Below are 23,502 nucleotides of genomic sequence, written 5' to 3'. Positions count from 1 at the left end.
GAAGCACAAGACGGAAGGGAAACGCCTGACGCGCAAGCTGACGGCGTTGGCCCATGAGGCTTGGCGGCTCATGCATCTCACGGGCACAAGGCCGCAGCGTTTGGGAGAACAATCGTTGAAGCTCGATAAACCGGTAGCGAGAGATGGCAAAACCTTGGAGAGACGCAGGTGGCGGAACAACGCATAGCGTATCGTTGTTGGTCCAGGTCATGACCATTGGGCCCTAAAATCAAACGCTTCTGCTGCGGGGACCCATCGCGATACGTACCACCGGGAGAGGACCGGCCAATGGCCCTCGAGCGGTAGGTCTCGAAGCCAATTTGGGTCGTTGGCGGTAGTCGCTTCCGCAAAGGTCTTTTTGTAAGGTCGGAAGACGTTGCGTCACGCTCAGGGAAGCCGTAGCTCGTGATCGTTTTTGCGAGCTTCACGATTTTTGTCTGAGTGAGGCCTTCGTCGATCAAGTCACGGAATTGTTTGTCCTCAGGTCGAAATGCGAAGGAGTTAGTTATTTCGTTGCCGTTTAAGCCTTGAAGGGCGCTCCAATCCCTTGGCGTTAGGATCTTCCAAACTGCCGACAATCGCTCCCGACGCATTGACAAGCATGTCGACCCGCCAGCCCAGTCGGATGGTATTGGAATAGCTGAATTCGCTCTTTAAGCGTAAGCGCTTAGCCGTCACCCTATTGATGCGGGCTTGACGCTTTGCGGAATCGCCACGGCATGAGGTCTTCGATCCTGCTGTGGGGATGGCCGTCGATGATCGCCTCGAGTGTTTCGGCGATGTAGGCAGCAGGGTTTACGTCGTTGAGTTTGCAGGTGGCGACGATCGAGGCGAGCAAAGCCCAGTTTTCCGCCCCGATTTCATGTCCGGCGAAGAGCGCGTTTTTCCTGGTCAAGCAGATCGGCCGGATGGCGTTCTCGACCGGGTTGGTGTCGAGCTCGAGACGCCCGTCTTCGAGGAAGCGGGTCAGCCCTGCCAATGATTGAGCGCATAGCGGATATCCTCGGCGAGCGTCGAGCCGCTGGAGATCATCGACAGCTGTTTCTCGAACCAGGACTTCAACGCGGCGACCATGGGCAGCGAGTGCTCCTTGCGCGCGGCCAGCCGGATGTCCGGCGATGCGCCGCGCACCATGGCTTCGATAGCGTAAAGCTGGGCGATGTGCCGAATGGCGGCCTCGGCGATCGGCGACTTGCTGTTGCGGGCCAATTTCACAAAGCGCCGGCGCAAATGGCTCCAGCAATGCACGAGCGTCCAAGGCCCTTGCGGTCGAACGACTTCGGTCATCCGGTCATATCCGTCACAGGCATCGCATTGCAGCAAGCTTCCGCCAAAGCCGTCCAGGAACTGCTCCGCGAAGGCGCCGCTGCGACCGGGGGCATATCGGAACAACACGATCGGTGGACTTGGACCGCTGTGGCCACGGTCGTCTGACGCGATCGCCCAGAAGTAGCCTTTCTTCGTTTGACCTCGCCCCGGATCAAGCACCGGTGCCGTGGTCTCGTCCATGAACAGGCGATCCGCCATGGCCAGGTGGCGGCGCATGTGGTCCGCGATGGGCTGAAGATGGAAGCAGGCGCGGCCGGACCAGTTGCCCAGAGTCGCCCGATCAAGCCGAATGCCTTGACGCGCATAGATCTCGGCCTGACAATAAAACGGCGTGTGGTCGCCAAACTTGGAGACGATCACATGAGCGATAGCCGCTTCGGTCGGCAGCCCGCCGGGCACGATGTGTTCCGGTGCGTGCGCCTGCGCGACAGGGCCCGAGCAGCGGCGACAGATGTATTTCGGGCGGCGTGTGACCAGCACGCGCCATTGCGCCGGGATCACGTCGAGTCGCTTGCTGACGTCCTCGCCGATCTTCGTCATGGCGCCGCAACCGCACGGACAGAGCGTGCTCGCAGGCTCGATGATCCGTTCCACTCGCGGTAAATGGGCAGGCAGACAGCCGCGATTGCGATGGGAGCCTCGATCCGGATCGCTGCGCGATCGACCCTGGATGACCTTCTCGGCTCTTTCCTGCGCCGCGTCCAGAATGCCTTGCGCGATCTCCACGTCTTCGAGCGGCAAATGGTACTGATCTGGTCGTAACTTCTCGGATTTCGAGCCGAACTTGTCGCGTCGCAATTCGCCGAGAATGACCTCCAGCCGACGCCGCGCTTCCTCCGATGCCGCCAGTGCCCCCATGCTCGCTCAAGGCCGCCTGCGTTGGCGCCAGAAGCGCCTTTAGGCGTTCGTTTTCGTCGCGCAGTGTCGCGATGCTCATGCGCTATTTCGAGCACATCGCCGTCGCCCGTGCCACGATCAAAATAGCTGCCGAGTCATTCTGCCGCAGTTATCCCGCCACCTGCGGGCGCCGTGCTTCTTCCGGGCGGACCAATCTCCAATCCAGCCCTTCGAACAAGGCAGCGAACATCGCCGGCGACATGCGCATCACTCCGTCCGCGATCGTTGGCCAAACGAACTTGCAACCTTCGAGGCGTTTGTGCACCAACACCAGACCCGTTCGATCCCAGACCAAAATCTTGATCCGGTCCGCTCGTTTCGATCGGAACACGAAGGCTGCGCCGCTGAACGGATCGAGACGAAGCATCTCCTGTACCTTAGCCGCAAGCCCGTCGTGGCCACAGCGGAAATCGATCGGCCGCGTGGCAACGTAAATCTTCAGATCAGCACCGGCCGCGATCATCGTGACGCTCGCACCGCACGGATCACCCGGGATAGCTGGTCAGCATCTATGGCTGTGTCAGTCCGCAGCACGACATCGCCGATCGCAATCTCAAGCTTGACCGCCGGAGCCTGACGCTCCTCCAACGCATCTTCCACAACCAGCGGCGCAAACGTTGGTGGAGACGCCTCGCACGGCGGCAACATACCTCGCTGTCGAAGCCGCCGTCGCCAATCGTAGACCTGCCAGCGCGTCACTCCGTGCTTGCGCGCTACCTCGGACACCTGGACGCCGGGCAACAGACTCTCCGCGGCGATCCGAGCTCTCTCAGCTTCCGACCGCACACGACGTCCTGACGGCCCTTCAAGAATCTCCAGCCGGCTCACCGACCCCGCTGATGAGCCGTCCAAATAGACGTCCTTTTTGCTGTCCAATCCCATCCGAAGCCTCCGTCCTAACCGGAGGCTTCTTCGCACAGCCATCCCAGTCCCGAAGCAAGGGTTCCCGCGAGCGCTTACCTTTAAGCACACCCGCAGGCGCTATGTATTCCAGAGAGGCGCTGCCGCAGAAATTACGGACGTGGATATCGAGTGCTCTGCCATGTCCCGGTAGCTGTGAATGTTGAGTGGATCCCAGCTTTTACCAGAATAGCGTTGCGCAGGGCCCGCCGACAGGATTGAGAAGGCCACTCGGTTGCATCGGGCCTGACGTACGTACCGCCAGCAATAGCCTCGATCCGCTTTGCCATGGGCCTCGAGATCAACGCGCCAAAGTACATTAGTTGGAAATCAACAAAACCAATCATCACGCGATTTCACAACTTTGCGCAAAATCTCCGATTGTGGGCCGGAGATCTCGCCTTCTTTGAGGTAGCCGTCTGGCCAAGCGTTATAGACGCCAATCGCCAGTTCTCCCTTCAGCGGCACCTTTAAGGTTGCGAAATAGCTGAAGAGGTCGTGAGCGCCACGGAAAGCATCGAAGCTCCTATGAACGCGACGTTGCGGGTGATGCCGCGAATTCACGATAAATTTCTTCGGCTTTGTGGTTGTGTCGCCCTTTGGGCTGATCCTTTTTGCTCCTCGAATAGCGAATGCTTCATTCTCGCCCGCCTGACCTCCGTTTTGGGAAAGTTGGTGCAGACACCCCCGTCGAAACGCGAACAACTTACCGCACACGCGATGTACGCTTTTGCGCCAGTGCCTCCATCGACTTCATAGGAGGTTTTGACCACCGCCGCTCCGCGTCGTTGGTTGCAACCGTTGGGTCCTCTTTAGAAAACTTCTGCAGCGCTGGAACGATTGGTGGCCGCGAGATGGTCCTGCATCTTGAACCCAAGCTTGAGATGGCGGGCGGCGTGTATCAGACCGAAGAAGTCGTTCGAGTTACGGAAAGTGGTCCTGAATTTCTGAGCGACATCTCGCGCCCGAGCGATTGCCCAGTCGATCTGTAAGATCTATATCAAGCCCGCATGGTCCCGCCCTAATCGTCGACCTGCAAGCGAAGAAAACTCCCTTGCGTTGCCGAGCGATGACAGGCAGATCGCTTACTGAACAGGGTCAATCATGAAAAGCCGCGTGTGGAGCAAGATCGATTTTTCGGCAGCTGGAATGCAGGCGGACTATGCCCGCGTCCCATATTCGTCCGAGATATCCGCCTATGGCTGGGTACCTGTTCCCATACTCTGTTTCAACGGCGGTAGCGGACCAACGGCACTATTAACAGCAGGAACGCACGGCGACGAGTACGAGGGCCAAATCGCGCTACGCAATCTCGCGCGGGCGTTGTCTTCAAGCGCAAATCTGCGCGGTCGAATCATTATGCTTCCCGCTCTGAATTGGCCCGCCGTTAGCGCTGGTCGCCGGAATTCTCCGCTGGACGGCGGTAACCTCAATCGCGAGTTTCCGGGCGACGCAAATGGTGGGCCAACCGCGATGATCGCTCACTATGTGACTTCAGAACTTTTTCCTCTGGCAGATGTGGTCATCGATCTTCATTCCGGAGGCCGGTCGCTGGACTATTTGCCGGTCGCGCTCGCGCGCTCCGGCCGGAACGACGCTGAGGCTGCGGCGATTTTGCGGCTTTTGAAAAGCTTTGACGCACCATTTGGGGCGATTACCGATGGTCCGGCTGCAGGTGCCGGGTCAACCCTCTACGCTGCTGCTGAGCAACACGGAATTCCTGCTCTGACGACTGAGCTGGGCTTCGGGGCCACTCTCTCCCAGCGGGGGCTGCGGATCGCTGAGCGTGGCCTGAGACGGGTTCTGCACGCATATGAAATTCTTCCAGCTATAGATCGCATCGAGCCCAGCTCGTCCGTGATTCTCAAATATCAAAGCCCGCGCAACTCCATCTACGCGCCTTGCGACGGTCTGTTCGAGGCATTCGCCAAGCCGGCCGATGAAGTCAAGGCGAATCAGCCGGCGGGACGTGTCTATCCATTAGGTGATGTTGCTGCCGAACCGGTCGAACTGAAGTTTCCTGCCTCTGGTGTCGTTGCTTACCGACGCTTTCCGACTTTGGCTCATACAGGTGATGCGCTTTTTGGGCTAATGTCCGTGATGGAGGAAGTGGCCTGATACTCGCGCTCGGTGGCCATGTCCAACGCTTTCCGCGAGCGAACTGCGTATCATTCTTCAACGGAGCATGATCTGGCAGGGTTCAGAGCCGCTTCCGAAATTAGCCTCGGATTAAAAACTGAAAGCGATGACGTTTCATAACATCTCATCGGCTTAGCAAAAGCCAAGGAAGATCCCGTCTTTTGTATCCTGGAGATTGCTACCGGGCCCAATTCCAGCTGGCGTAACCAAACGATTGACAGAAGCGTGCCAAGCATTAGGTATGCCATGCTCCTAGGCGACATGTTTGAGGTGGTCCCGGTTCTCTGAACACAATTCCGCGTCGATAAAGTGGAGCTTCCGCCAAAATTAAGCTGCCGCGCGGAACGGCAGCGGGTTGAAGTAAGCTTGATCCGGGGTGCCGCCTTCAAGAGTGAGGACGCCGGCCATTGTAAAAGTTGAGGTATCGGCCGCGCGGGCGTCGACACGGTGTCGTAGACGCCAGATACACCTCCTCATATTTGACGCTGCGCCACAGCCGCTCGACGAACACGTTGTCGCCAGGCGCCCCGGCCGTCCATGCTGATGGCGATGCTGTGACTGGCGAGCACGCCGGTGAACGCCGCGCCGGTGAACTGCGAGCCCTGGTCGGTATTGAAGATGTCCGGCTTGCCTTGGCGAGCGAGAGCATCCTACAGCGTCTCGACCAGAATGCGGCTTCCATCGTGATCGAGACGCGCCACGACAGCACCCGACGGGTAGCCCAGTCGAGGACAACAGCCAGGTACACGAAGCCCCGCGCCGTCGGGATATAGGTGATGTCCATCGCCCAGACCTGGTTCGGGCGCGTGATCTCCATCCGCCGCATCAGCGTTTTGACATGCCGGCGGGCCGATCTTGCTCCCCTCAGCAGCCAGCAGGTCTCGCAACATTCGCGAACCGGCGAAAGGAAACTTCAGATGCAGCCTGTCGAGCCGTTGCATGATTGCGAGGTCGGCGGGCGGCACGGGACGTGGTAGATAATAGACACTGCCACGGCTGATCTTCAAAGCTTCCGCCGGCCTGGTGATCGGCAGATTGTGCTCACGATCGATCATCGCTTTGCGCTCAGCAGGCCGGCTTTGCTGAGCGCGCCTTCTAAAAAATCGTTCTCCAGGGTCAGCTCCCCGATCTGGGCGTGCAGCGCTTTCACGTCGCCCGCGGGCTCGCTCATTCGGTTGCCTCCGCCAGGACCGAACGCATCGGCCGCCGCTTCCTGAAGCTGGGCGTTCCACTGCGTGATCTGGTTCGGGTGCACGTCGCAATGCTCAGCCAGCTGGGCCAGCGTCATCTCGCCCTTGATCGCGGCTAACGCCACCTCCGCCTTGAATTCCGGTGCGTGGTGTCGACGTTCGTCTGCTCATCGTCTCTCCTGATTCGCGGGTCAATCTTGCCCGGCGTCAGGCAGAAACTCCACTTATCGCCCTGTCCAGAATTCCGGAGCCAGCTCTGTTCGCACTCACGGGGCGTCGCTCGACCATCGAGATAGCTCCGTTGGCCGCAACCGGAGTACGAACAAGTTGAGCCAGAGCGAGAGCGGAACGAAGTCGGTAGTACGTTCTCTGGTCTCCGTCCCAGCTCATCGCTCCACGTGACGTTACGCGAGGAGATTCTGAAGCGCATCCCCAATGGGACTAATCAGCCGGATGCTCCAATTCCGTCCACTGCCATACTCGGAGAGAAATTCGGAGTCAGCCTCATCACGATTAAACGGGCGCTTCGCGACCTCCAAGCTGCTGGCGCGATCGTCTCAGTTGCCGGTAAGGGTACATACGTCAAGAAGCAGGCCAGGATTCTGCGCACGCTGGATCTGACGGCTCACTCCTTTGAGGGGACCACAATGCAATTGCTCTCCATCACACGAGAGAGGATTTCAGACCCGGCTATGCTTACCTTCTGCCCGCCGAAGGAAGCCATGCTGTGCGTCCGCAAGACGATATTTATCGATGATATGCCGTTCTTGTATGACTCTGTCTGCAGATGTCGAGGGTGAGATCGTAGATCAGTTCGCTGAGCGTTTGGTCACTGAAGCGCTGCGCCGCTACAACATTCTCGTGACTAATACCGATCTTATCATTGATGCCGCTCCCGCCACCGGGCAGGTCGAAGAAGTGTTCGGAATCTCAACTTGATATCCAATTCTCCGACGGTTTTACAAGTTCAGTACGGATACTGCAGGCGTCTCGGTCTATGGTGTTCTCCAGGCGTCATTAGACCGTCTTTCCTGTTCTGTCAATTTTCCAGCGCGCGGACGCGCCTCGTGCGCAGCCGGACCGGGCGTCAATGCTTCCCGGCGTCGTTCCTAGCACCCGCAAGCACTCGACGAAATTTGTACTTTGTTAAGCTCACGCCGAGACTCGATGCGTGATGCTCCGGCAGAAAATCTGACCACACAGCTCACGCCCGCGCCAATTCTAGTTCTCTGCGTCAAGTTCAGCAAAATTGATCATGGCATCCGGCCGAGCCATCCCTTCGGAGCCGCCGTCGCTCGCTTGCCCAAAAGCGTAGCGCTGGCGAGCGACGGCGGCTCCGAGAGGTGGCGTGCATCCCTTTGGTGGGCCTGAGCATCGTGAGGCCGCCTGGCGTAACGCCTCCTTGTGCTCCTTCAACAGATCCATGTTGAGATAGCGATGGTCCTCGAGCCAGGCCTCGTGACGTCCGCACCAGCCTTAAACAGCTCTCGGCATTGGGGAAGATTCGCACCACGTAGGTGCGCGGGCCGGATCTCCTCGTTCAGACGCGGGGCCCGGAGCGGTTCGATCCCAACGTCGTCGATAGGAAGGCCCTTGAGGCCGCAGTCAACGCCTTGGCGAACGTATGGAAGCCGCGGCGACGCACCACGCGCTCAAAATAGGCGTCAAGCGTTAATCAAAAAGGGCCGCAGAGCTACGCTTACATTGAAGCGGTAGGTGTGAATTGTCATCAACGCGCGCACCTGCATCAGCCGCCCCGTGAGCTTCCTTGAGCATCAGGGACAGATGTTTAGACATATCCGGAGCTGTCCAGGATGTTCGGTCGCGGCCTTGCTGGGTGACACTGGAGCGAGACCGACGAGAAGTCAGCGGCGGATCGGCCGGGTTTAAGAAAGGAAACGTTTAGGTGCCATCCCCTGCTGACATGGACTAGCTGGGCTGCAGATATTGCTTTTCGGTCACCGCGAGTTCGTCATACCTCAGGAGCTCGAATATCTCACTCAGTGGAGCGATACGAGATTCGATGCTTGCAACGCTCTCTTGAGCTGCGATGCTATCGCAGATGCGCCGCATTGTAGCTGCCGCAGCTCGCATGGAGTGATTGGCCGAGGCGACTGTGGAGATACGCGAATTACGATAGGCAGAGACTGGCGGCGTTCGAAAGTACGTCGTCAATCACGACAGGAAGCCGGTTCCGCCACTCGGTGACGAACGAAAGCATCTCGTCCGCGGTACTCTTTCGCGAGTGATCAAAATTGCGTCGACTCCCGCGTCGGCATAAGCGTGAGCACGCAAGATGGCTTCGTTCAATCCGTGCCGGGCGATCAGCGATTCGATCCTGGCCACGAGAACAAGATTGTCGGCGACTGCATCCTTTACAGCCCGCAAACGACCGGAAAATTCATCGCTATCGGCAAGCGGATGCCGTTCACCAATGAGAGAGTTCAGCTTCGGGATGTAGCTGTCCTCAAGCGAGACGCGCGCCGCGCCAGCTTGAGGAAGTTTGCGTGCGAGGAGGCGAGCATTGTTGAAATTGCCGAAGCCGCCGTCACCGTCAAGGAGCACAGGTAGCTCGGTTGAGTCCACTATGCGTTCGACGCTCTGGACGAGCTGGGTCCATGAAGCTTCATTGGCATCGCGATAGCCGAGCGAGCTGGCAATCGACAGGCCAGACGTCCAGACCCCCTTGGACCCTGAGGCTGGGCGATTGTGGCGGACCGGCCATCATGCGCTTCCATCAGAAACGAGAGCTCATCATTCGAGCAGACCTGGGCGTGAAGCCTTTCGACTGCCGACGGCTGTGCGCATTGACGACCTTCGTTAGGCCGAACGGATTGTGGCTGATACTGCATACAGAAATCCTGAAGGCCGAGCTTCGATTGGCGCAAATTTCACTGTTCATATCGTTTTGTCGTGATGTCGATCAATGACCAGCGTTGGTAGTTTATTGGAGCGTAAAAGATTGCATGATCGCCATAGGGTTGGCGCCGAACGCTAGCCTGTCGTTATGGTCGGATGATCGTCGAGTCGACACGCTGGAAAGGAAAGCTTTGGTGCAAATGAAAGATCTGGGCTCGCGCGCCGCGTGCTTCGGCCCTTCACAGAGCATTCAGCCCTGGCCGGAGGAGCGCCTAGTCAAAGGGTAGTATCGAGCTCACACAGATGCTGAAATATCGACCGCGACGATTGCCGTAAATGCTCAGACGTTGCACCATATTCTAGTGCTCCGCGCGCTCAACCCAAATGCGGGCGATCCTCACGAAGCGTCGCTAGCTTAATGAACTACCTGTGCGAAGGTTGCGTTCTTTCGATGATATAGCGGATTCGAGATAAGCTGGATATATCTTGCGGTGGACGCCGCGATCCTGGTATTTGTGAGTATCGCTGCGAATGCGATGGCGTTAAGCTCGGTGCATACCACCTCAAGATAGTCCGATGGGGATGAAACCCACTAGTTCGTTGAGTTGTGCGCTATGCTCGCGTAATGAAGCGCGGGGCAGATGGGATAGTCGATGGTGCATCGGACGGATCCTGATCTCGCAGTCCTGCTGCTCGTCGTCAAAATCACCGATCTCGACCAAACTGCGTTGGGCGGCCTTGCGCAGGATGTCTCGGAAGCGGGCAGGCGAGATCGCGCCTTCGCCGCCGTGTTGCGCCATCTCTCGGTACCGGTCGAACAGGTCGTTCAAGGTGGCGACAACGACGGCCCGGTCCTCGACCGCTCCGACGTTCACCTCCTGCTGCCAGTACGCCCCTAGTCCATGGCGACGATGCCGGCCCACTGCGCCTCCGGATCGCGATGGACGCGGTATCCGCAGCTATCGAAGAAGCCGTCGACTACGTCGCGGAAGCGGCCATCCATGATCGTGTTGTAGAATGTCCCGGTCCGAGGATCTCCCGCGAACACGAACTGCCGCCGTAGAAGGAAGTGCAGCGCTTTGCGGAGGTTGGCTGCCTTTTCCGCGCCGCGGGAGCGCTCGAGTTTTCGAACTCACTGAGCATGAGCCGCCCTCGCCTTCCGGAGTGCGCTCGATCGCTTGACCAGGAAGTTTGTGCAACGGAGCCATTCGCTGTGGCGCGTGTCTGGGCGCGGTTCCAGATCGAACCCGGCCGCGACCTGCACCGGAATCTCGCCCGTCAGCGGGCGCAATCGAAGGCGAGAAAGTCGTCCACGGTACCGATTTCCATGAAGCGGGCTTCCCTGGTCGCGAATGGTGGCACCTGGCCTTCGAGGAATCGTCTGACATCTTCCGGGCGGGGCGCGATGCGCGCGATGTACTCGAGGCGGAGCTTCTTCCGCAGCTCGTATAGAGGATCCGACGGCGGTTCGGCGAGCTCCCTTGCTTCGACGGGACGGCGCGGCTGCCTGGCCGGCGCCTGATGTTGCTCCGACCAGGGCGACTGCAGCGGCTCAACGAATCCCAATTTCCACAATGACAGCTGGCTGCAGCAATCCCACTACGCCGCAGATTCGACGCGTGAACCGGCTTAATTAAGCAGAATTTCAGCTTCACATAACGCCTCATGTGTTGCGACATTTACCTCCCGATCGAACGGGTAACAAGCCGCGGGTGTTGCGGAAAGTCACAGAACAGTTTGCGAGGGAGCGCAGCGTGACACGATCATCGTTCGTCTGCCACCCCGGTTTGCGCTGACGAGGATACCGGAGGCATTCCGTGACGGACGCGAGTGACGCAGAAACGAGAGCGTACCGCCGCCCCACTAGCATACCAGCAGCTGTCGTGATCCGAAGGACAGACGCTTGCCGGACCGCCTATCCTCGGGGCGACCGCTCTCGATCATGCGATAGCGTTGCCGTGGGCCAACTATGCACCGAAGGTGAACATCTTCCCTTACGAGATGATTCAAGATCTGCAAACAGCCGGAGTGGTGAGGACGCATTAAAGCCCTTAAGCATCGACCGCATCGTCTGCCCCCAAATCAACAGCGACACCCCGCAAGACACACACGCTCATTTTTCGCCGTTGTCGCGCTCGAACAGGGCATCGTCGCGGAACGCCATCTCTCCTGTCAGAACTGATAGGAGAACTCCGTTCCCGTTTGAGCTATTGCTTCCAGGTTGAGGAATGCTTGCCCCCGCCAAGGCCACAGCCGATTGGCGGCCAATAGCCGAACTTTGAAGTCGCTGATGCTGGTTGAATGCTGCGATGTGAGTAGCACGACAAGTCGACAGCCGCTTTACGATCGCAAGCCGGAGCACCTCCGCTATGGATTGTTCCACATGAGTGTGAGCGGTCATCTGACCGGAGGGGGTGTGATTCAAGTCCTCGATTCCGGTTCAAGTGACTGCGCTCCGCCGATTGTTTATGTCGGCAGAAATCGGGCCGGCAACTGGGTTGCGTGCGAAAAACGGGGCGCGTTTGGCGGGCTTTTTATCAACCGCGTAGAAGCTCTGAAATACGCCCTCTTCAAGAACGGTTGCCATCCAGAGAACATCATCGAAGTGGCGCGTGAGATCGAGATTGAAAGTCCCAGCCCGTGAACCGCAGAACACGACGGATTGACTGCCCTTCTGCATTAGCCGTCCTGTCTACGATCCTATACCGATATCTCCGCCGTACCCTGCGTCGCGCATCGCCGAGGACGCCGCCGTGCGGCTTGTCGCCGGGTCGGCGATGCACGAGTGTCTGAAGAACAGCGCTTCCCAAGTCGCCGAGGTATGGGGCGGGGGAAAACGTGGCACGGGTTCGCTTTGTCCGCTGTCGAGACACTGCGCGACGCATTCGTTCTCGCCCGGGCCATCCTGGCCAACAAGCATCTTGGCGTCGACAAGACTTTCTCGAGACGAACGGTGGGGCACAGCAAAACGCTCGGATCGAAGGCGCGGTCGTGCGGCTCCTGAGCGGCATCCTGGAGTTTCCGCCTGGCGCGCGGCCACGCGAAACACTCTGGGCAATGGGCCTTGAGCGCTTCGCACCGCCGCTGCTGATCGCGGGCAAGATCGACCTCGATAGAGCCGACCTTTCCCGAATCTCTCCGCTGTATCTAGGGATCACTCCCAAGGAAGCAGATCGCGTCCGCTTCCGGGAGCCGCCGGCGTACGTTCTAACGATCGAAAACTTCGCAAGCTTCAACCGGCACATCGCCCAGGTGGACCCCGGCCGATTAGGAACGACCATGTGTGTCGGCGGGTACCCCTCGCTGCGGACGATCGCAGGATTGGTATCCGAACAGACGCCGATCTTTCATTGGTCGGACATCGATCCGGACGGCACCTGGACTTCCACACCATCGAGTGCGCCGTCGATAGACCGATCCGTCCCCACCTCATGAGCGTCGAAGCTGCCGAGCAGTTGGGACAAGTGCCGTTCAAAAAATCGGCACCCGCTCGACGTCCACCGGACTCCGGTATCGCGGCTCTGGCAGCGTACCTTGCGGAAGATGGACCCAAGACGCCCGAGCAGGAAGAACTCGATCCAGTCCTGCCAGAGCTTCATTAGAAAATGTGCGCGGATTAACGCGGTATCGATCCGGATGAGCTTCCTCGGGCGACGATCTCCGTCGACCCTTGTTCAACAACACCTGTTGTTCTACAGAGCGAAGGCCATGAGTAGGGCGGCTCCTTGCCGAGCCTCGACAATCCATTGGCACCATAGCGACAACGCCCCGAACCACCGCCTCCCCCTCCAGAAGTGAAGAATGGGAATCTCTTATAACTTTGTGTTAGTCCGTTGATTCGACTACAAAGGCTTCAGTCGGTCAATGGTTTGTCGACAATCACCGAAACAAGACTGCTATTGTTGATGCCGTCTCCATAAACGCGCGGTGATGATCGCCTGGCCGATCGACATATTGGTCCAGATCTGCATCAACAGATCGGTGCTTTCAGGGAGACTAAGTCCTTTTGAGAGCCAGCTTCGGCTTGCGACCGTAACGTAGCGAGTGGGGGGCACCCTTGGATGGCAGCAACTCGGAGACAGCAACCCCGAGCGTCGCAGCGGACGATCGAGAAGATCGATTGTCGGGTTCGCCTGTTGGCGGCCTCGAGTCCGCCTCATATAGGAGCGATCAACCTGCATCGTAGCCAATTGCTTCTCCGAAATACCGGGCTCGACGCGGATCCGGCGCACATTGTAAGCTACAAGGGCACGAGCTCTCATGCGCGAAGGCAGCTATTCTGATGGCCATTAAAGAACTGGCTATAACCCGCCTAAAAATATGGTCCGATTGGAGGTTTTCGATCGAATTCGTCGATGCGTGTCATCGAAGCGCTGTTTCTCGGCGCTACTGGGTGAGTCGCACCGGCGCTGGCATGGCGATCGTACGGCTATCAGTTCGCGGCGACGCGGGTTTTGAGGCGCTGAGCCGAGCCCAGCCGTATCGCTCGCTCGGCAGCCGTTCGATTCCGCTGCCCGTTTGCGCAAACGGCCGCCATGCCGCCGTTCTCGACCAGAGCATATTTCAAAGCTTGGGCGGGTTGACAAAAAGGTCGCCAAAGGAGCCCCCTAGTTCGCGGGCAACCCAGTTACCGCGCCGGTTCCTGCCAATCACAATCAGCGGTACCGAGGCAGGCCAAGGAGGCTCCAAGAGCTGAGTCATCATGCATCATCTATGACCCGGCGGCTCAGGTTCGTCAGTCGACTCGTCGGGCGCGCCCCTATCCGCAACCTTGCTAATGATGATCACCGGCTTCCGAGTCGTGATCGAAATTGTGAGGCTAGCTTGCATGACGGCCCTCAAGCGATAGGTAGCGTCGACCATCCGATCGAGTGCATGCGGTCCATAAGTGGCGGCTCTGGCCGCCCGCCATAGAGTTCGGCTGCCGGATACGTCAAACTTGAACCGAGTTCCCGTACGAGGCCTGACAGTGAACACGGAGACTGGAGCGTACGGAGAATGCCTAACGGCTTTGGCTCTGCCGCTGCTTTTAGGATCGACGCGATCGATCAGCTAAGGCCCCCGAATTACGAGGTGCCCGCGAAAAAAGGCTGCAATCGAACCCCGCGCTCATTGCGGGCGAAGCGCTCAAGCATATCCCCGAGTTCTATGCCACAGAGAAGGACATCCGCGGCCGCAGCGCCGATGAGCCTCGTCTCATTCGTCTTTCATTCCGTTCCCGCGAGCAAGCGCTGAAGCTTGGCTGCTCCGGCATTTTTTGCGATGTTCAGCTGACTGCTCACGTCGATTTGGCCTAAATCCTTGGTTCAACGACTGGCTGCGAGCCGCAAGAAATTGTTGAGCAGCAGAGACCCGCATTCGGTGAGTATCGATTCCGGATGAAACTGCACGCCGTAAGTTGGTTGATAGCGATGTGCGAGAGCCATGATCTCGCCTTCCTCGGACCGCGCTGTCACCACGAGGTCCGGTGTGGAGGTCGAGGCGAGCTTGATAACAAGCGAATGATAGCGACCGACGGAAAGTGGGGAGGGCAGTCCCTCGAATAACGGGCCCCCTTCATGCATTATGCGAGAGGATCGCCCATGCATGGGGCGCAGCGCTCGCGTCACTAGTGCGCCGAAAACGCTTCCAATACATTGATGACCGAGGCAAATCCCGACAATCGGGATGCGCCCAGAAAGTTCGCGGATAACGTCCATAGATATTCCGGCCTCGCTTGGAGTGCAGGGACCAGGAGAGATAACGATCGCTCGGGGATTAAGCTTGATCACGTCGGCGACGCTGATCGCGTCGTTTCTGACAACCTCGGTTGACTCGCCTAGCCTCTGAAAATGCCGGCCGATGTTGAAGACAAAAGAGTCGTAGTTATCGATAATGAGGATCACAGCGGACCAGGTACCTCAGCACCAAAAGCTTCAAAGATTCGCTGTGCCTTCGCGAGCGTCTCAGCGTATTCGGCTTGCGGATCCGACATCGCTGTTATCCCGCCTCCTGTATGGAACGTGGCTTGATTGCCATCAATAGTTACGGAGCGGATCGCGATGCTGGTATCCATATGCCCGTCAAAACCAATGAAGCCGATTGCCCCGCAATAGACCTGTCGAGCCACTCGCTCGATTTCCGTGATGATCTCCATCGATCGCACCTTTGGCGCCCCCGTGATCGAGCCGCCTGGAAAGCAGGCTCGCAGCAGCGTAACGGCGTCTTGGCTCTCTGAAAGTTCACCTGTGACAATCGAGACGATGTGATGCACGGACGCGTGGGATTCGAGGTTGCATAACCCTGCAACTTCGATCGAGTGCGGCGTGCAAACCCGCGACAGATCGTTACGCAGAAGATCGACGATCATGCAGTTTTCGGCGCGGTCCTTTTCGGACGCGACTAGGACCTGCGCGCGGTGCTGGTCCTCCGCTAAATCATTGCTTCGCGCTATCGTGCCCTTGATGGGGCGTGTTTCGACGTTTCGTGCGTCGAGCTTGAGGAAACGTTCCGGTGAGCTTGAGGCTATGGTGAGCTCGCCATAGCGCAACAGGGCCGCAAACGGCGCTGGATTGAGTGACCGAAGCCGGCAGTAAAAGCTAATCGGGTCGAATGAGGTCGGCACCCTCGCAATGAAACGCTGTGCGATGTTCGCTTGAAAGACGTCTCCCGCTAAAATGAGGCCGATGACGCGCTGTATGGCCGCGATGTAGTCGTCAAGGCTGAAGTTGGACTGCCATGCGCCTAATGTGCTAGGGAGTTCCTTTAGAGCTGGCGTCGGCATGTCAAGCAAGGCAGCGAACTGGTCGGCGCGACGGCGCGCGCGTTCAAGTCGAGGCGCTGGCTCCTGAGCCGGCCATCCGGTAGAAACGATCCAGCACTTTTGATCCCGATGGTCGAAGCTGATGACCACGTCATAGAAATGCAGGACACACTCGGGCAAAGCGCGATCGGCAATCGCAGGTGCCGGCAATCGCTCAAGTGTCCTGTTTAGGTCGTAGCCCAAATAGCCGGCGGCACCTCCCTGAAAGGGAGGGAGATCTGTTCGGTTCTGTTGCGAATATCTAGCGAGTAGACTGCGGAGAGCTTCCCACGGATTGCCCCCAAGAGCGACGCCGTTGCAACACGCTTGTCCATTGTTGACCATGTAGCTACTGAATGGATCACAGGTAACATATGAGTAGCGCCCCAACTCGTTCCTGGCGGCGCTATCCAAAAAAGTTAGGTTTGGTTGATTTCGAAGACGCCGCATAGCAACGGCAGGTTCGATCCATCCAAATTCGCGGGCATGCATTTGACAACCATTTGCTCTGGGCTGTGAGAATTGTTCCGTTCCATCTGGCCGGGCGCCTTTTTTGCCGGTTGCTTTATCTGCAGGCGGTCCCCTAAGAGGCCCCGCCATGGAAGGAAAGCGCGATCAATCTGTTTTTCGAGCTCGATTGCGTTCACTGAGCGCCCTTGGAAAGCGAAGTCCGGGCCGAACTCCCCGGTTAAGCTGCCTTCACCTTCTCGGTGCAACCTGCGTCGATCACGGATTGTCTGCGCCTTGCGACTCACCGGCTCGGTCTTGCTCTTTGGCGCTGGCACGCACCAGCTGCTTAGCGAGACTAAAGAGCTTAGAGGAGGAAAATCAGCCGAGACGAACTCGCCATGTATATATTTGGAGGTTTTTCTTGTTTTGTCGCAGAACTTCCTTCAGGAGGCCCCTCGTCAGAGCAACGAACTGGCTAAATTCGAACTTGCCGCTTCGCCCGACGACCGAGAAGCGACTATTTGAGCGCCATTTTGTGACGCCCGCACTGTGGTTTGGCCCAGCCGTCGTTCAGGCGCCCGCGTGCATTAGACACTATAGTCCGCCGCAAACCGTAGCTCTCGAAGAGGGCGCGCACGCCTGATTGATTCCTGGTATAAAGGATGCCCCTTGTAAGCTGCCAATTCGGCGTCGCTGTCGAATTCACCGTAAACGATGACATCGATATCGTTCCCGAGTGGGTCGCTCTTGCGATTGCGGGCAATCTCCAGCCGACGTGGATGTGGGATTTTCGTGAGGATCGATAGACCTTCGATTATGCCCTCAATCTGAGCTTGGTCCTTGGCGGTGAACAACACTATGTGACGAATCATGGATGGTCGGCGAATCCCGGGGAGTGTAGCTGGGTTTACTATCTCGAACGTGAGCTCGCTGCAATGGCGGCGCTGGCGCGCAGCCCGCGGTTGGTGCTCGAGCTTTTGCTGACGAACGGCCGCAACATGATCTCGCTTAGAGTCGAAATCGATATTGCGTAGGGCTCGTTTCGCAGAAATCATGCAATCTGGCAGCATTTCCGCCGTCTTTGAGCGAGAGTAGGCCTTTATACCTTTGCCCTCGAAAAGGCGCGAGCTTCAATCGAGTTTCAGAAGGTCTCCTACCAAGCTGACAATGATGAATGCATGAATCCTGCCGCAGAAGCCAGGCGCTACAATCGCGATAACAAAGTGCTTGTCCGCTTTGATTGGTCGGTCGTCGAGGCCGAAGCTTTGTATGGGCTGCCGTTTGCAGACCTGATATTCCAGGCGCAGAACGTTCATCGCGAGAGCTTCGATCCAAATCACGTCGAGACCGCTAGCCTACTTAGCATCAAGACAGGGGGCTGTCCGGAGGATTGCGGCTATTGCTCCCAGAGCGCGCACTTCGCTACAGATCTGAAGGCCACGGCCTGATGGATGGTGGCGATGTACTGGCCGCAGCAAAACGCGCCAAGAATGCAGGTGCAACTCGCTTCTGCCTGGCTGCGGCTTGGCGTAGTCCAAAAGACCGCGATCTTGATCAGGTGTGCGACATGGTCAGGGCCGTGAAAGGTCTTGGCATGGAGAGTTGCGTCACGCTCGGTATGCTGACCGCGAGCCAGGCGGCAAAGCTCTCTGAAGCTGGGCTCGACTTCTACAACCATAATGTCGATACCTCGCCTGAATTTTACGGCAGCATCATCAAGACCCGTACGCTAGCAGATCGCCTCGAAACCCTGGCGCACGTTCGCAGCGCCGGGGTCAAGATCTGCTGTGGAGGCATCATCGGGATGGGCGAGCGCATCGAGGATCGCCTCGGCATGCTCGTGCTGCTTGCAAATCTCCCAAGCCATCCGGAAAGCGTGCCGATCAACCTATGGAACGAGGTCAAGGGCGTGCCGGTCAACGAAACCGCCCAGCGTCCTGATCCCATCGCCGTGGCGCGCCTGGTCGCGACTGCTCGAATCATGATGCCGAAGAGCGTGGTCCGGTTGTCGGCCGGACGGCAGTATATGACGGACGAACTGCAAGCTCTGTGCTTTTTGGCTGGCGCGAACTCAATCTTCATCGGTGATACGCTGCTGACGACAAAAAACCCCAAGTTGGATCGCGACGCGCACTTGTTCGCTCGGCTCGGCATCAAGTCTGAGCTGGCCGAGCGAAAGAGCGCCGAGGATCGAGGTGCTGACTGGCGAGTGTGAAGTGAACATCACCCTCATGAAGGGCAAATCCATCGTGCTTCCGTGACCGAAGCCGATCTTCACTATGAAGGATCAATCTCGATTGATCGTGCGTTGCTGGACGCCGCGGGAGTCCTGATCTATGAGCGCGTCGAGATCTACAACATGGATACCGGAGCGCGCTTTGCAACCTATGTCATCGAGGCACCGCGTGGGTCCGGTATCATTGGTTTGAATGGTGCTGCGGCACGATTCGCGATGCCTGGAGACAAAATTACTGTCATTGCTTATGCATGCTTCGACGAAGCCGAAGCAGAGGTGTTCCAACCGCGTGTCGTGCTCGTTGACCGCAACAATGGCATTCTCGCCCGTTAAGACTTGAGTGGCATGTTCAAGACCGTCGTCGGCGGCTATTGCCGAAAGGCCGGCAGCATCGGGTGGAGTGCGCAATGAGTTCGTCGCGAATGGATAAACTCGGACCCTACGTCAAGGCCTTGCGCGCCCTGCAAGATGACAACCGCTTGCGCGGTCTCAATTCGCGTGCCGGAAGTGATTTTTCATCTAACGATTATCTGGCGCTTGCGAGTGCATCGCGTATGAAAAAGGCCGTCTTGGCGGCCATCGAACGTGACGCCCCGCTTGGTTCTGGCGGTTCGCGACTTCTGCGCGGCAATTGTGAAGAGCATGAATGCGAGGCGGAAGCCGCTCAGTTCTTTGGCGCAGAGACCGCGCTGTTTTTTGCGAGTGGTTACGTCGCAAATTTTGCGGTCCTGACGACGCTGCCACAGCGCGGCGATCTGCTCGTCCTCGACTCTCTGGTTCACGCCAGTATTCATGAGGGCGCGCGAGCCGGCAGGGCCGAGTTTCGGATAGCTGGCCATAACGAAATCGGAGCCATCGAAAGTGCGATTCGCGACTGGCGCGCGGATGGAGGAATGGGACGGGTCTGGATCGTCGCGGAAAGCCTTTACAGTATGGACGGCGATTTCGCCCCCCTGGATGATCTGGTCGCGCTCGCCGATCGCTACGACGCTTTCCTGGTCGTTGACGAGGCCCATGCTACTGGCGTTTACGGTGAGCAGGGCCGAGGGCTCACCAGCCATTACGGTCGCCGTGAAAATCTCCTGATTATACATACCTGCGGCAAGGCGTTAGGAGTCGCGGGGGCGCTTGTCACTGCTTCCGGTGTGCTACGCGACTTTATGATCAATCGTTGTCGACCGTTCATCTTCGCGACCGCTCCGTCACCTTTAATTGCCGTGGCCGTCAGCGAGGCGCTGCATATCTTGCAGCGGGAACCCGAGCGTCAGCAGCGCCTCTTAAGGCTGGTTGCGTTCACGCATCGTAAGATGGAAGCCCGCGGCGTGCGATGTCCGTCCAGCTCGCAGATCCTCCCATACATGGTCGGCGACAATGCTCACACGATGCGGCTCGCCTCTGCGATGCAGAATCGGGGCTTCGATATTCGCGGAATTCGGCCGCCCACAGTGCCGGCGGGGACAGCGCGTTTGCGAATTTCACTGACGCTGAACGTCAACGAGGATGATGTGGTCTCCATGGTCGATGCCCTCGCTGAGGAAACGAAGAGAAAGGCTCGATGAGTATGCGCATCGTGGTGACCGGAACAGATACCGGGATTGGTAAGACTGTGTTCGCCGCAGGCTTGGCCGATCTTATCGGCGCGAGTTATTGGAAGCCGATACAAGCCGGCCTCAACGGAGAAACCGATACCGAAACGGTCACAAGGTTGGCTCGTCTCTCAGCCGATCGAGTCGTGCCGGAGCTCTACCGGCTTCGAACACCCGCTTCGCCGCACCAGTCTGCCGAAGTGGACGGTGTTCGCATCGACGCGGCTTCCATAAGTCCGCCAGACACGGAAGGACGGCCTCTTGTCATAGAGGGCGCCGGCGGGCTTATGGTCCCGCTAAGTGGGGATACACTCTACATCGACGTGTTTGAGAGGTGGCAGCTTCCGGTCGTGGTTTGCGCGGGCACAAAGCTCGGTACGATCAATCACTCGCTGCTGTCGATCGAGGCTCTTCGAAGGCGGCAGATCACGATTTTAGGCGTTGCGTTCATCGGCGAACGCAATCCAGAAACTCAGACTGCCATTCGTGAGATTGGCCGTGTGCGCTGGCTGGGACGACTGCCTCTGCTTTCGCCTCTCACGCCAGAGGCGCTTCAGACGGCATTCAAGTCTTCATTCCGGGCTGACGATTTCAGTTGACATGCCAACCCCGAGCTCGCCAATTTGGCATCCGTTTACGCAACACGCGCTTCAAGGCGAGGTGACAAGGATCGCGCGCGGTGAGGGGGCTTACCTTCACACCGCCGACGGCCGACATATCATGGACGCAATCTCGTCCTGGTGGGTCGTGACCCACGGCCATTGCCACCCACATATTGTCAGCGCCATCCAGGACCAGGCGGGCAAGCTCAATCAGATTATCTTTGCGGGCTACACCCATGAGCCAGCCGAGGAGCTTGCGGCTCAACTCCTGCAGCTCACGCCGCCTGCTCTTGAGTACGTGTTCTTCTCAGATAGCGGTTCGACGAGCGTCGAAGTCGCGCTGAAAATGGCGCTCGGCTATTGGAGTAACATCGGCAAACAGCGGACTCGCATCGTGGTGCTGCAACACTCCTACCATGGCGACACGATAGGAGCGATGTCGGTCGGAGCCCGTGGCGTGTTCAATGCACCCTATGAACCTCTGCTATTTGACGTCACACCAATCCCGTTCCCGGCAACAGGTCGCGAGCGGGACACGCTGAGTGCATTACATTCAGTGTGTCGGGAGGAGATGCCGGCGGCCCTAATCCTGGAGCCTCTGATTTTGGGGGCGGGCGGAATGCTGATGTACCCAGCCTGGGTGCTGCGGGAGATGAAGCGGATCTGCGAAGACTGGGGCGTTCTCTTCATTGCAGATGAGGTCATGACGGGCTGGGGTCGAACCGGATCGCTGTTTGCATGCGAGCAGGCCGACGTCACTCCGGATATCGCGTGCTATTCGAAAGGGCTCACTGGTGGATCGCTTCCGCTCGCAGTGACGCTCTGTCGCGCTGATATTTTCCAGGCGCACTATTCGAAAGATCGCAATTTGACGTTCTTCCATTCGAGTTCATATACGGCGAACCCGCTTGCCTGCGCCGCCGCAAAGGCCAATCTGGACCTTTGGCAGAACTCCGATGCGCGCGCGCGCGTGTCAACCCTCGCATCCCTGCAAGAGGACGCAATTCAGCCGTTTCAGACAGATCCGCGCTTTGCAAACGTTCGTCGGACCGGCACCATCACTGCGCTTGATCTGAAAACAAATGACGCCGGCTATCTCGCCGGCATCGGTCCGAAACTGCAAGCCTTCTTCAATGTCCGAAATATTCTCCTGCGTCCGCTCGGGAATACGATCTACGTGATGCCACCTTATTGCGTTACAGCCGCAGATCTTGATCAGATTTATGCCACGATCAGGGAAGCTGCCGATCTGTTCGCCTGATGCCCGGCGAGCAAGAACCGCGAAAGACCCGGAATGATCTCTTGCGGTGAAGACCCTCAAGCAGAGCTAAAATATTGCAGGATTTGAGCGGTCAAATGCCGTTCATTGCATTATTCAGGATCAAATAGCATTTATAGGTGGGGAAGTTTAGCGCAACGGCTCTTAGAGGCGGCACCAAGTAGACACTCATCAGGGTCATTCTGCTGCGCCGGCTGCTTCTTGCATACCCGAGAACCGGAATTGGCGGCTCCGCACGTCACGTGCGGGCGCTGTGACGTGGAAGTGGAGAATGCATGGGACTGATCTAAGTGGCGCCAATAGGAGGCAAACATGCGCAATAACTCTCACGCTTTCCATGGTGGAAGGTGCTGCGCTATTTGTGGCGGGAAGTTCGGGCTGATCCGCTACTACTGCTGGCGAACGGCGCTTTGCTCCAAAAGGTGTGTCGACCGCTTCAAGTCGCGGCGGGAGGCCGACCAAAAATGGTTGCGCTGGTTGCGAGCAGCTTGACAGCTGCCACTAACTGAGCTCACTTGGACAGTGCCTTAGCCGGGCGATGCCTAGGGCGACATCACCCGATAGGCTAGGGAGGCGGGCGAGGCGCTTTCAAGGGTTTTGTGAAAACTAAGTGACACGGAGCACGGCTAACAATCATACGTTCCAATGCTAGAGGCTAAAGAAGCGCGCTACGGCTAAGCGGCCATCCGGCCGACCTTGCGCGACCGCCTCCAATGATGCGCTCACATCGCACTATTTCTTTTGGCTTCTCTCGCATGGATCCCGTTCGCCTGATAGGTCTGTCTGCAGGACGGGACACTTCCTGACCGACGGACAGGGACGGGTGTGATGCTGGGAGAAGCAGCTTTCGACTCGTTCTTCGGCATTTGCCGCAGACAGGCTGCGAGTTGAGCGGCTATTATGGTATTGGCCACGAACGGCTTGCGAACTCTAGCCGGCCGCCCACACTCTCCGGCACTCGCATCGATCAGCCTTGCCGAGGTGGGCGGGCAAGGAGGCCATCGGAACTACTGCTGAAGCGGCAGAATCGGGTCTTCGAAGTTGGTCTGGCCGCATTGCGCAGTCTGTCGGATGGCGATCATCGACCGCCTTGCCCGAATGCATTCGACGCTCGGGAAAGGCATTGCAGCCTCCGGTGAACTCTATGCGCACAGGATAGATCGTGGGTGGAGCTATGGCTTGAGCGGGGTGCCATGTCCGACCGAGTTTCAATTTACAAAGTCTCCCTTGAACGTTGCCGTCGAAGGTGGTCGT

The 23,502-nt window shown here is 58.1% G+C and carries 19 protein-coding genes and 6 pseudogenes; 12 read left to right on the top strand and 13 right to left on the bottom strand.

Annotated features, from left to right (window positions below):
* The 5 genes and pseudogenes from XH81_RS04710 to XH81_RS04690 form a co-directional block, all read right to left on the bottom strand.
* Nucleotides 1-211 (bottom strand): hypothetical protein (locus XH81_RS04710; RefSeq protein WP_271595979.1); only part of this gene is annotated, 211 nt, incomplete at its 3' end.
* Nucleotides 212-679: 468 nt separating this feature from the next.
* Nucleotides 680-2,187 (bottom strand): annotated as a pseudogene (gene tnpC, locus XH81_RS04705) (IS66 family transposase); the annotation flags it as partial.
* Nucleotides 2,188-2,335: 148 nt separating this feature from the next.
* Nucleotides 2,336-2,689, bottom strand: a complete 354-nt coding sequence (gene tnpB, locus XH81_RS04700; RefSeq protein WP_080134255.1) for an IS66 family insertion sequence element accessory protein TnpB — start codon at nucleotides 2,687-2,689, stop codon at nucleotides 2,336-2,338.
* Entirely contained in the window at nucleotides 2,686-3,108 is a 423-nt protein-coding gene (tnpA, locus tag XH81_RS04695; RefSeq protein WP_225173071.1) for an IS66-like element accessory protein TnpA, read from the bottom strand. Before tnpA ends, tnpB begins: the two co-directional genes overlap by 4 nt.
* Before the next feature lie 348 nt (nucleotides 3,109-3,456).
* Nucleotides 3,457-3,690 (bottom strand): hypothetical protein, encoded by a 234-nt coding sequence (locus XH81_RS04690; protein WP_271595978.1) that lies wholly within the window; start codon nucleotides 3,688-3,690, stop codon nucleotides 3,457-3,459.
* 68 nt (nucleotides 3,691-3,758) lie between these two features.
* On the opposite strand from XH81_RS04690, the gene XH81_RS04685 reads away from it, so the two are divergent.
* Entirely contained in the window at nucleotides 3,759-4,118 is a 360-nt protein-coding gene (locus XH81_RS04685; RefSeq protein WP_271595977.1) for a hypothetical protein, read from the top strand.
* A 112-nt stretch (nucleotides 4,119-4,230) separates the two neighbouring features.
* Nucleotides 4,231-5,244, top strand: coding sequence for a succinylglutamate desuccinylase/aspartoacylase family protein (locus tag XH81_RS04680; RefSeq protein ID WP_271595976.1), 1,014 nt, complete (start codon nucleotides 4,231-4,233; stop codon nucleotides 5,242-5,244).
* Nucleotides 5,245-5,592: 348 nt separating this feature from the next.
* On the opposite strand, the pseudogene XH81_RS04675 reads toward XH81_RS04680, so the two are convergent.
* A pseudogene (locus tag XH81_RS04675) lies at nucleotides 5,593-6,626 on the bottom strand (IS3 family transposase).
* A 227-nt stretch (nucleotides 6,627-6,853) separates the two neighbouring features.
* Between XH81_RS04675 and XH81_RS38700 the strand changes: the two are divergent.
* Both XH81_RS38700 and XH81_RS04670 read left to right on the top strand, forming a co-directional pair.
* Nucleotides 6,854-7,255, top strand: a complete 402-nt coding sequence (locus tag XH81_RS38700) for a GntR family transcriptional regulator (protein ID WP_442868190.1) — start codon at nucleotides 6,854-6,856, stop codon at nucleotides 7,253-7,255.
* Nucleotides 7,227-7,394 carry a hypothetical protein gene (locus XH81_RS04670; protein ID WP_271595975.1) on the top strand — a complete coding sequence of 56 codons (168 nt, stop codon included), beginning with the start codon at nucleotides 7,227-7,229 and terminating at the stop codon, nucleotides 7,392-7,394. The genes XH81_RS38700 and XH81_RS04670 overlap by 29 nt, the downstream gene beginning before the upstream one ends.
* A 441-nt stretch (nucleotides 7,395-7,835) precedes the next feature.
* On the opposite strand, the pseudogene XH81_RS04665 reads toward XH81_RS04670, so the two are convergent.
* Nucleotides 7,836-8,002: pseudogene (locus XH81_RS04665) on the bottom strand (transposase); the annotation flags it as partial.
* 382 nt (nucleotides 8,003-8,384) lie between these two features.
* Nucleotides 8,385-9,193: pseudogene (locus XH81_RS04660) on the bottom strand (isocitrate lyase/phosphoenolpyruvate mutase family protein).
* A gap of 774 nt (nucleotides 9,194-9,967) precedes the next feature.
* Between XH81_RS04660 and XH81_RS04655 the strand changes: the two are divergent.
* On the top strand, nucleotides 9,968-10,213 hold the full coding sequence (locus XH81_RS04655; protein WP_271595974.1) for a hypothetical protein: 246 nt from the start codon (nucleotides 9,968-9,970) through the stop codon (nucleotides 10,211-10,213).
* Here the strand turns inward: XH81_RS04655 and XH81_RS04650 are convergent.
* Nucleotides 10,210-10,362, bottom strand: coding sequence for a hypothetical protein (locus XH81_RS04650; RefSeq protein WP_271595973.1), 153 nt, complete (start codon nucleotides 10,360-10,362; stop codon nucleotides 10,210-10,212). The genes XH81_RS04655 and XH81_RS04650 overlap by 4 nt on opposite strands.
* Nucleotides 10,363-10,592: 230 nt before the next feature.
* Nucleotides 10,593-10,880: a Wadjet anti-phage system protein JetA family protein gene (locus XH81_RS04645; RefSeq protein ID WP_271595972.1), complete on the bottom strand. Its 288-nt coding sequence runs from the start codon at nucleotides 10,878-10,880 to the stop codon at nucleotides 10,593-10,595.
* A gap of 724 nt (nucleotides 10,881-11,604) precedes the next feature.
* Between XH81_RS04645 and XH81_RS04640 the strand changes: the two genes are divergently transcribed.
* Together XH81_RS04640 and XH81_RS04635 are read left to right on the top strand one after the other, a co-directional pair.
* Complete coding sequence (locus XH81_RS04640; RefSeq protein ID WP_333913132.1) at nucleotides 11,605-11,958, top strand: hypothetical protein; 354 nt, start codon at nucleotides 11,605-11,607, stop codon at nucleotides 11,956-11,958.
* A 347-nt stretch (nucleotides 11,959-12,305) separates the two neighbouring features.
* Entirely contained in the window at nucleotides 12,306-12,749 is a 444-nt protein-coding gene (locus XH81_RS04635; RefSeq protein WP_271595971.1) for a hypothetical protein, read from the top strand.
* Nucleotides 12,750-14,620: 1,871 nt separating this feature from the next.
* Here XH81_RS04635 and XH81_RS04630 read toward each other — a convergent pair.
* From XH81_RS04630 to XH81_RS04620, 3 genes are all read right to left on the bottom strand, one after another.
* Nucleotides 14,621-15,199, bottom strand: coding sequence for an anthranilate synthase component II (locus XH81_RS04630; RefSeq protein WP_271595970.1), 579 nt, complete (start codon nucleotides 15,197-15,199; stop codon nucleotides 14,621-14,623).
* Nucleotides 15,196-16,587, bottom strand: coding sequence for an aminodeoxychorismate synthase component I (pabB, locus tag XH81_RS04625; RefSeq protein ID WP_271595969.1), 1,392 nt, complete (start codon nucleotides 16,585-16,587; stop codon nucleotides 15,196-15,198). The genes XH81_RS04630 and pabB overlap by 4 nt, the downstream gene beginning before the upstream one ends.
* A gap of 545 nt (nucleotides 16,588-17,132) precedes the next feature.
* A complete protein-coding gene (locus tag XH81_RS04620; protein ID WP_271596003.1) occupies nucleotides 17,133-17,417 on the bottom strand; it encodes a Dabb family protein in 285 nt (94 codons plus the stop codon).
* 306 nt (nucleotides 17,418-17,723) lie between these two features.
* Between XH81_RS04620 and bioB the strand changes: the two are divergent.
* The 5 genes and pseudogenes from bioB to XH81_RS04595 all read left to right on the top strand — a co-directional run bounded on the left by bioB (nucleotide 17,724) and on the right by XH81_RS04595 (nucleotide 22,230).
* A pseudogene (gene bioB / locus XH81_RS04615) lies at nucleotides 17,724-18,760 on the top strand (biotin synthase BioB).
* A 1-nt stretch (nucleotide 18,761) separates the two neighbouring features.
* Nucleotides 18,762-19,114: pseudogene (gene panD / locus XH81_RS04610) on the top strand (aspartate 1-decarboxylase).
* A gap of 74 nt (nucleotides 19,115-19,188) precedes the next feature.
* Nucleotides 19,189-20,340 carry an 8-amino-7-oxononanoate synthase gene (locus XH81_RS04605; RefSeq protein ID WP_271595967.1) on the top strand — a complete coding sequence of 384 codons (1,152 nt, stop codon included), beginning with the start codon at nucleotides 19,189-19,191 and terminating at the stop codon, nucleotides 20,338-20,340.
* Nucleotides 20,337-20,966: a dethiobiotin synthase gene (bioD, locus tag XH81_RS04600; RefSeq protein WP_271595966.1), complete on the top strand. Its 630-nt coding sequence runs from the start codon at nucleotides 20,337-20,339 to the stop codon at nucleotides 20,964-20,966. The genes XH81_RS04605 and bioD overlap by 4 nt, the downstream gene beginning before the upstream one ends.
* A gap of 1 nt (nucleotide 20,967) precedes the next feature.
* Nucleotides 20,968-22,230 (top strand): adenosylmethionine--8-amino-7-oxononanoate transaminase, encoded by a 1,263-nt coding sequence (locus XH81_RS04595; protein WP_271595965.1) that lies wholly within the window; start codon nucleotides 20,968-20,970, stop codon nucleotides 22,228-22,230.
* Nucleotides 22,231-23,502: the final 1,272 nt, after the last annotated feature.

The organism is Bradyrhizobium sp. CCBAU 25360, assembly GCF_028128695.1.
GTDB classification, from domain to species: Bacteria; Pseudomonadota; Alphaproteobacteria; order Rhizobiales; family Xanthobacteraceae; genus Bradyrhizobium; species Bradyrhizobium ottawaense.
This window is presented reverse-complemented; position numbering and strand designations above follow the sequence as displayed.

What these genes read in the sequence shown, in the direction of transcription:
- tnpB (WP_080134255.1), bottom strand. Translation starts at nt 2,689, where the DNA reads ATGATCGCGGCCGGTGCTGATCTGAAGATTTACGTTGCCACGCGGCCG.
- tnpA (WP_225173071.1), bottom strand. Translation starts at nt 3,108, where the DNA reads ATGGGATTGGACAGCAAAAAGGACGTCTATTTGGACGGCTCATCAGCG.
- XH81_RS04685 (WP_271595977.1), top strand. Translation starts at nt 3,759, where the DNA reads ATGCTTCATTCTCGCCCGCCTGACCTCCGTTTTGGGAAAGTTGGTGCA.
- XH81_RS04680 (WP_271595976.1), top strand. Translation starts at nt 4,231, where the DNA reads ATGAAAAGCCGCGTGTGGAGCAAGATCGATTTTTCGGCAGCTGGAATG.
- XH81_RS04670 (WP_271595975.1), top strand. Translation starts at nt 7,227, where the DNA reads ATGACTCTGTCTGCAGATGTCGAGGGTGAGATCGTAGATCAGTTCGCT.
- XH81_RS04655 (WP_271595974.1), top strand. Translation starts at nt 9,968, where the DNA reads ATGGTGCATCGGACGGATCCTGATCTCGCAGTCCTGCTGCTCGTCGTC.
- XH81_RS04640 (WP_333913132.1), top strand. Translation starts at nt 11,605, where the DNA reads ATGCTGGTTGAATGCTGCGATGTGAGTAGCACGACAAGTCGACAGCCG.
- pabB (WP_271595969.1), bottom strand. Translation starts at nt 16,587, where the DNA reads ATGCATGCCCGCGAATTTGGATGGATCGAACCTGCCGTTGCTATGCGG.
- XH81_RS04620 (WP_271596003.1), bottom strand. Translation starts at nt 17,417, where the DNA reads ATGATTCGTCACATAGTGTTGTTCACCGCCAAGGACCAAGCTCAGATT.
- XH81_RS04605 (WP_271595967.1), top strand. Translation starts at nt 19,189, where the DNA reads ATGAGTTCGTCGCGAATGGATAAACTCGGACCCTACGTCAAGGCCTTG.
- bioD (WP_271595966.1), top strand. Translation starts at nt 20,337, where the DNA reads ATGAGTATGCGCATCGTGGTGACCGGAACAGATACCGGGATTGGTAAG.
- XH81_RS04595 (WP_271595965.1), top strand. Translation starts at nt 20,968, where the DNA reads ATGCCAACCCCGAGCTCGCCAATTTGGCATCCGTTTACGCAACACGCG.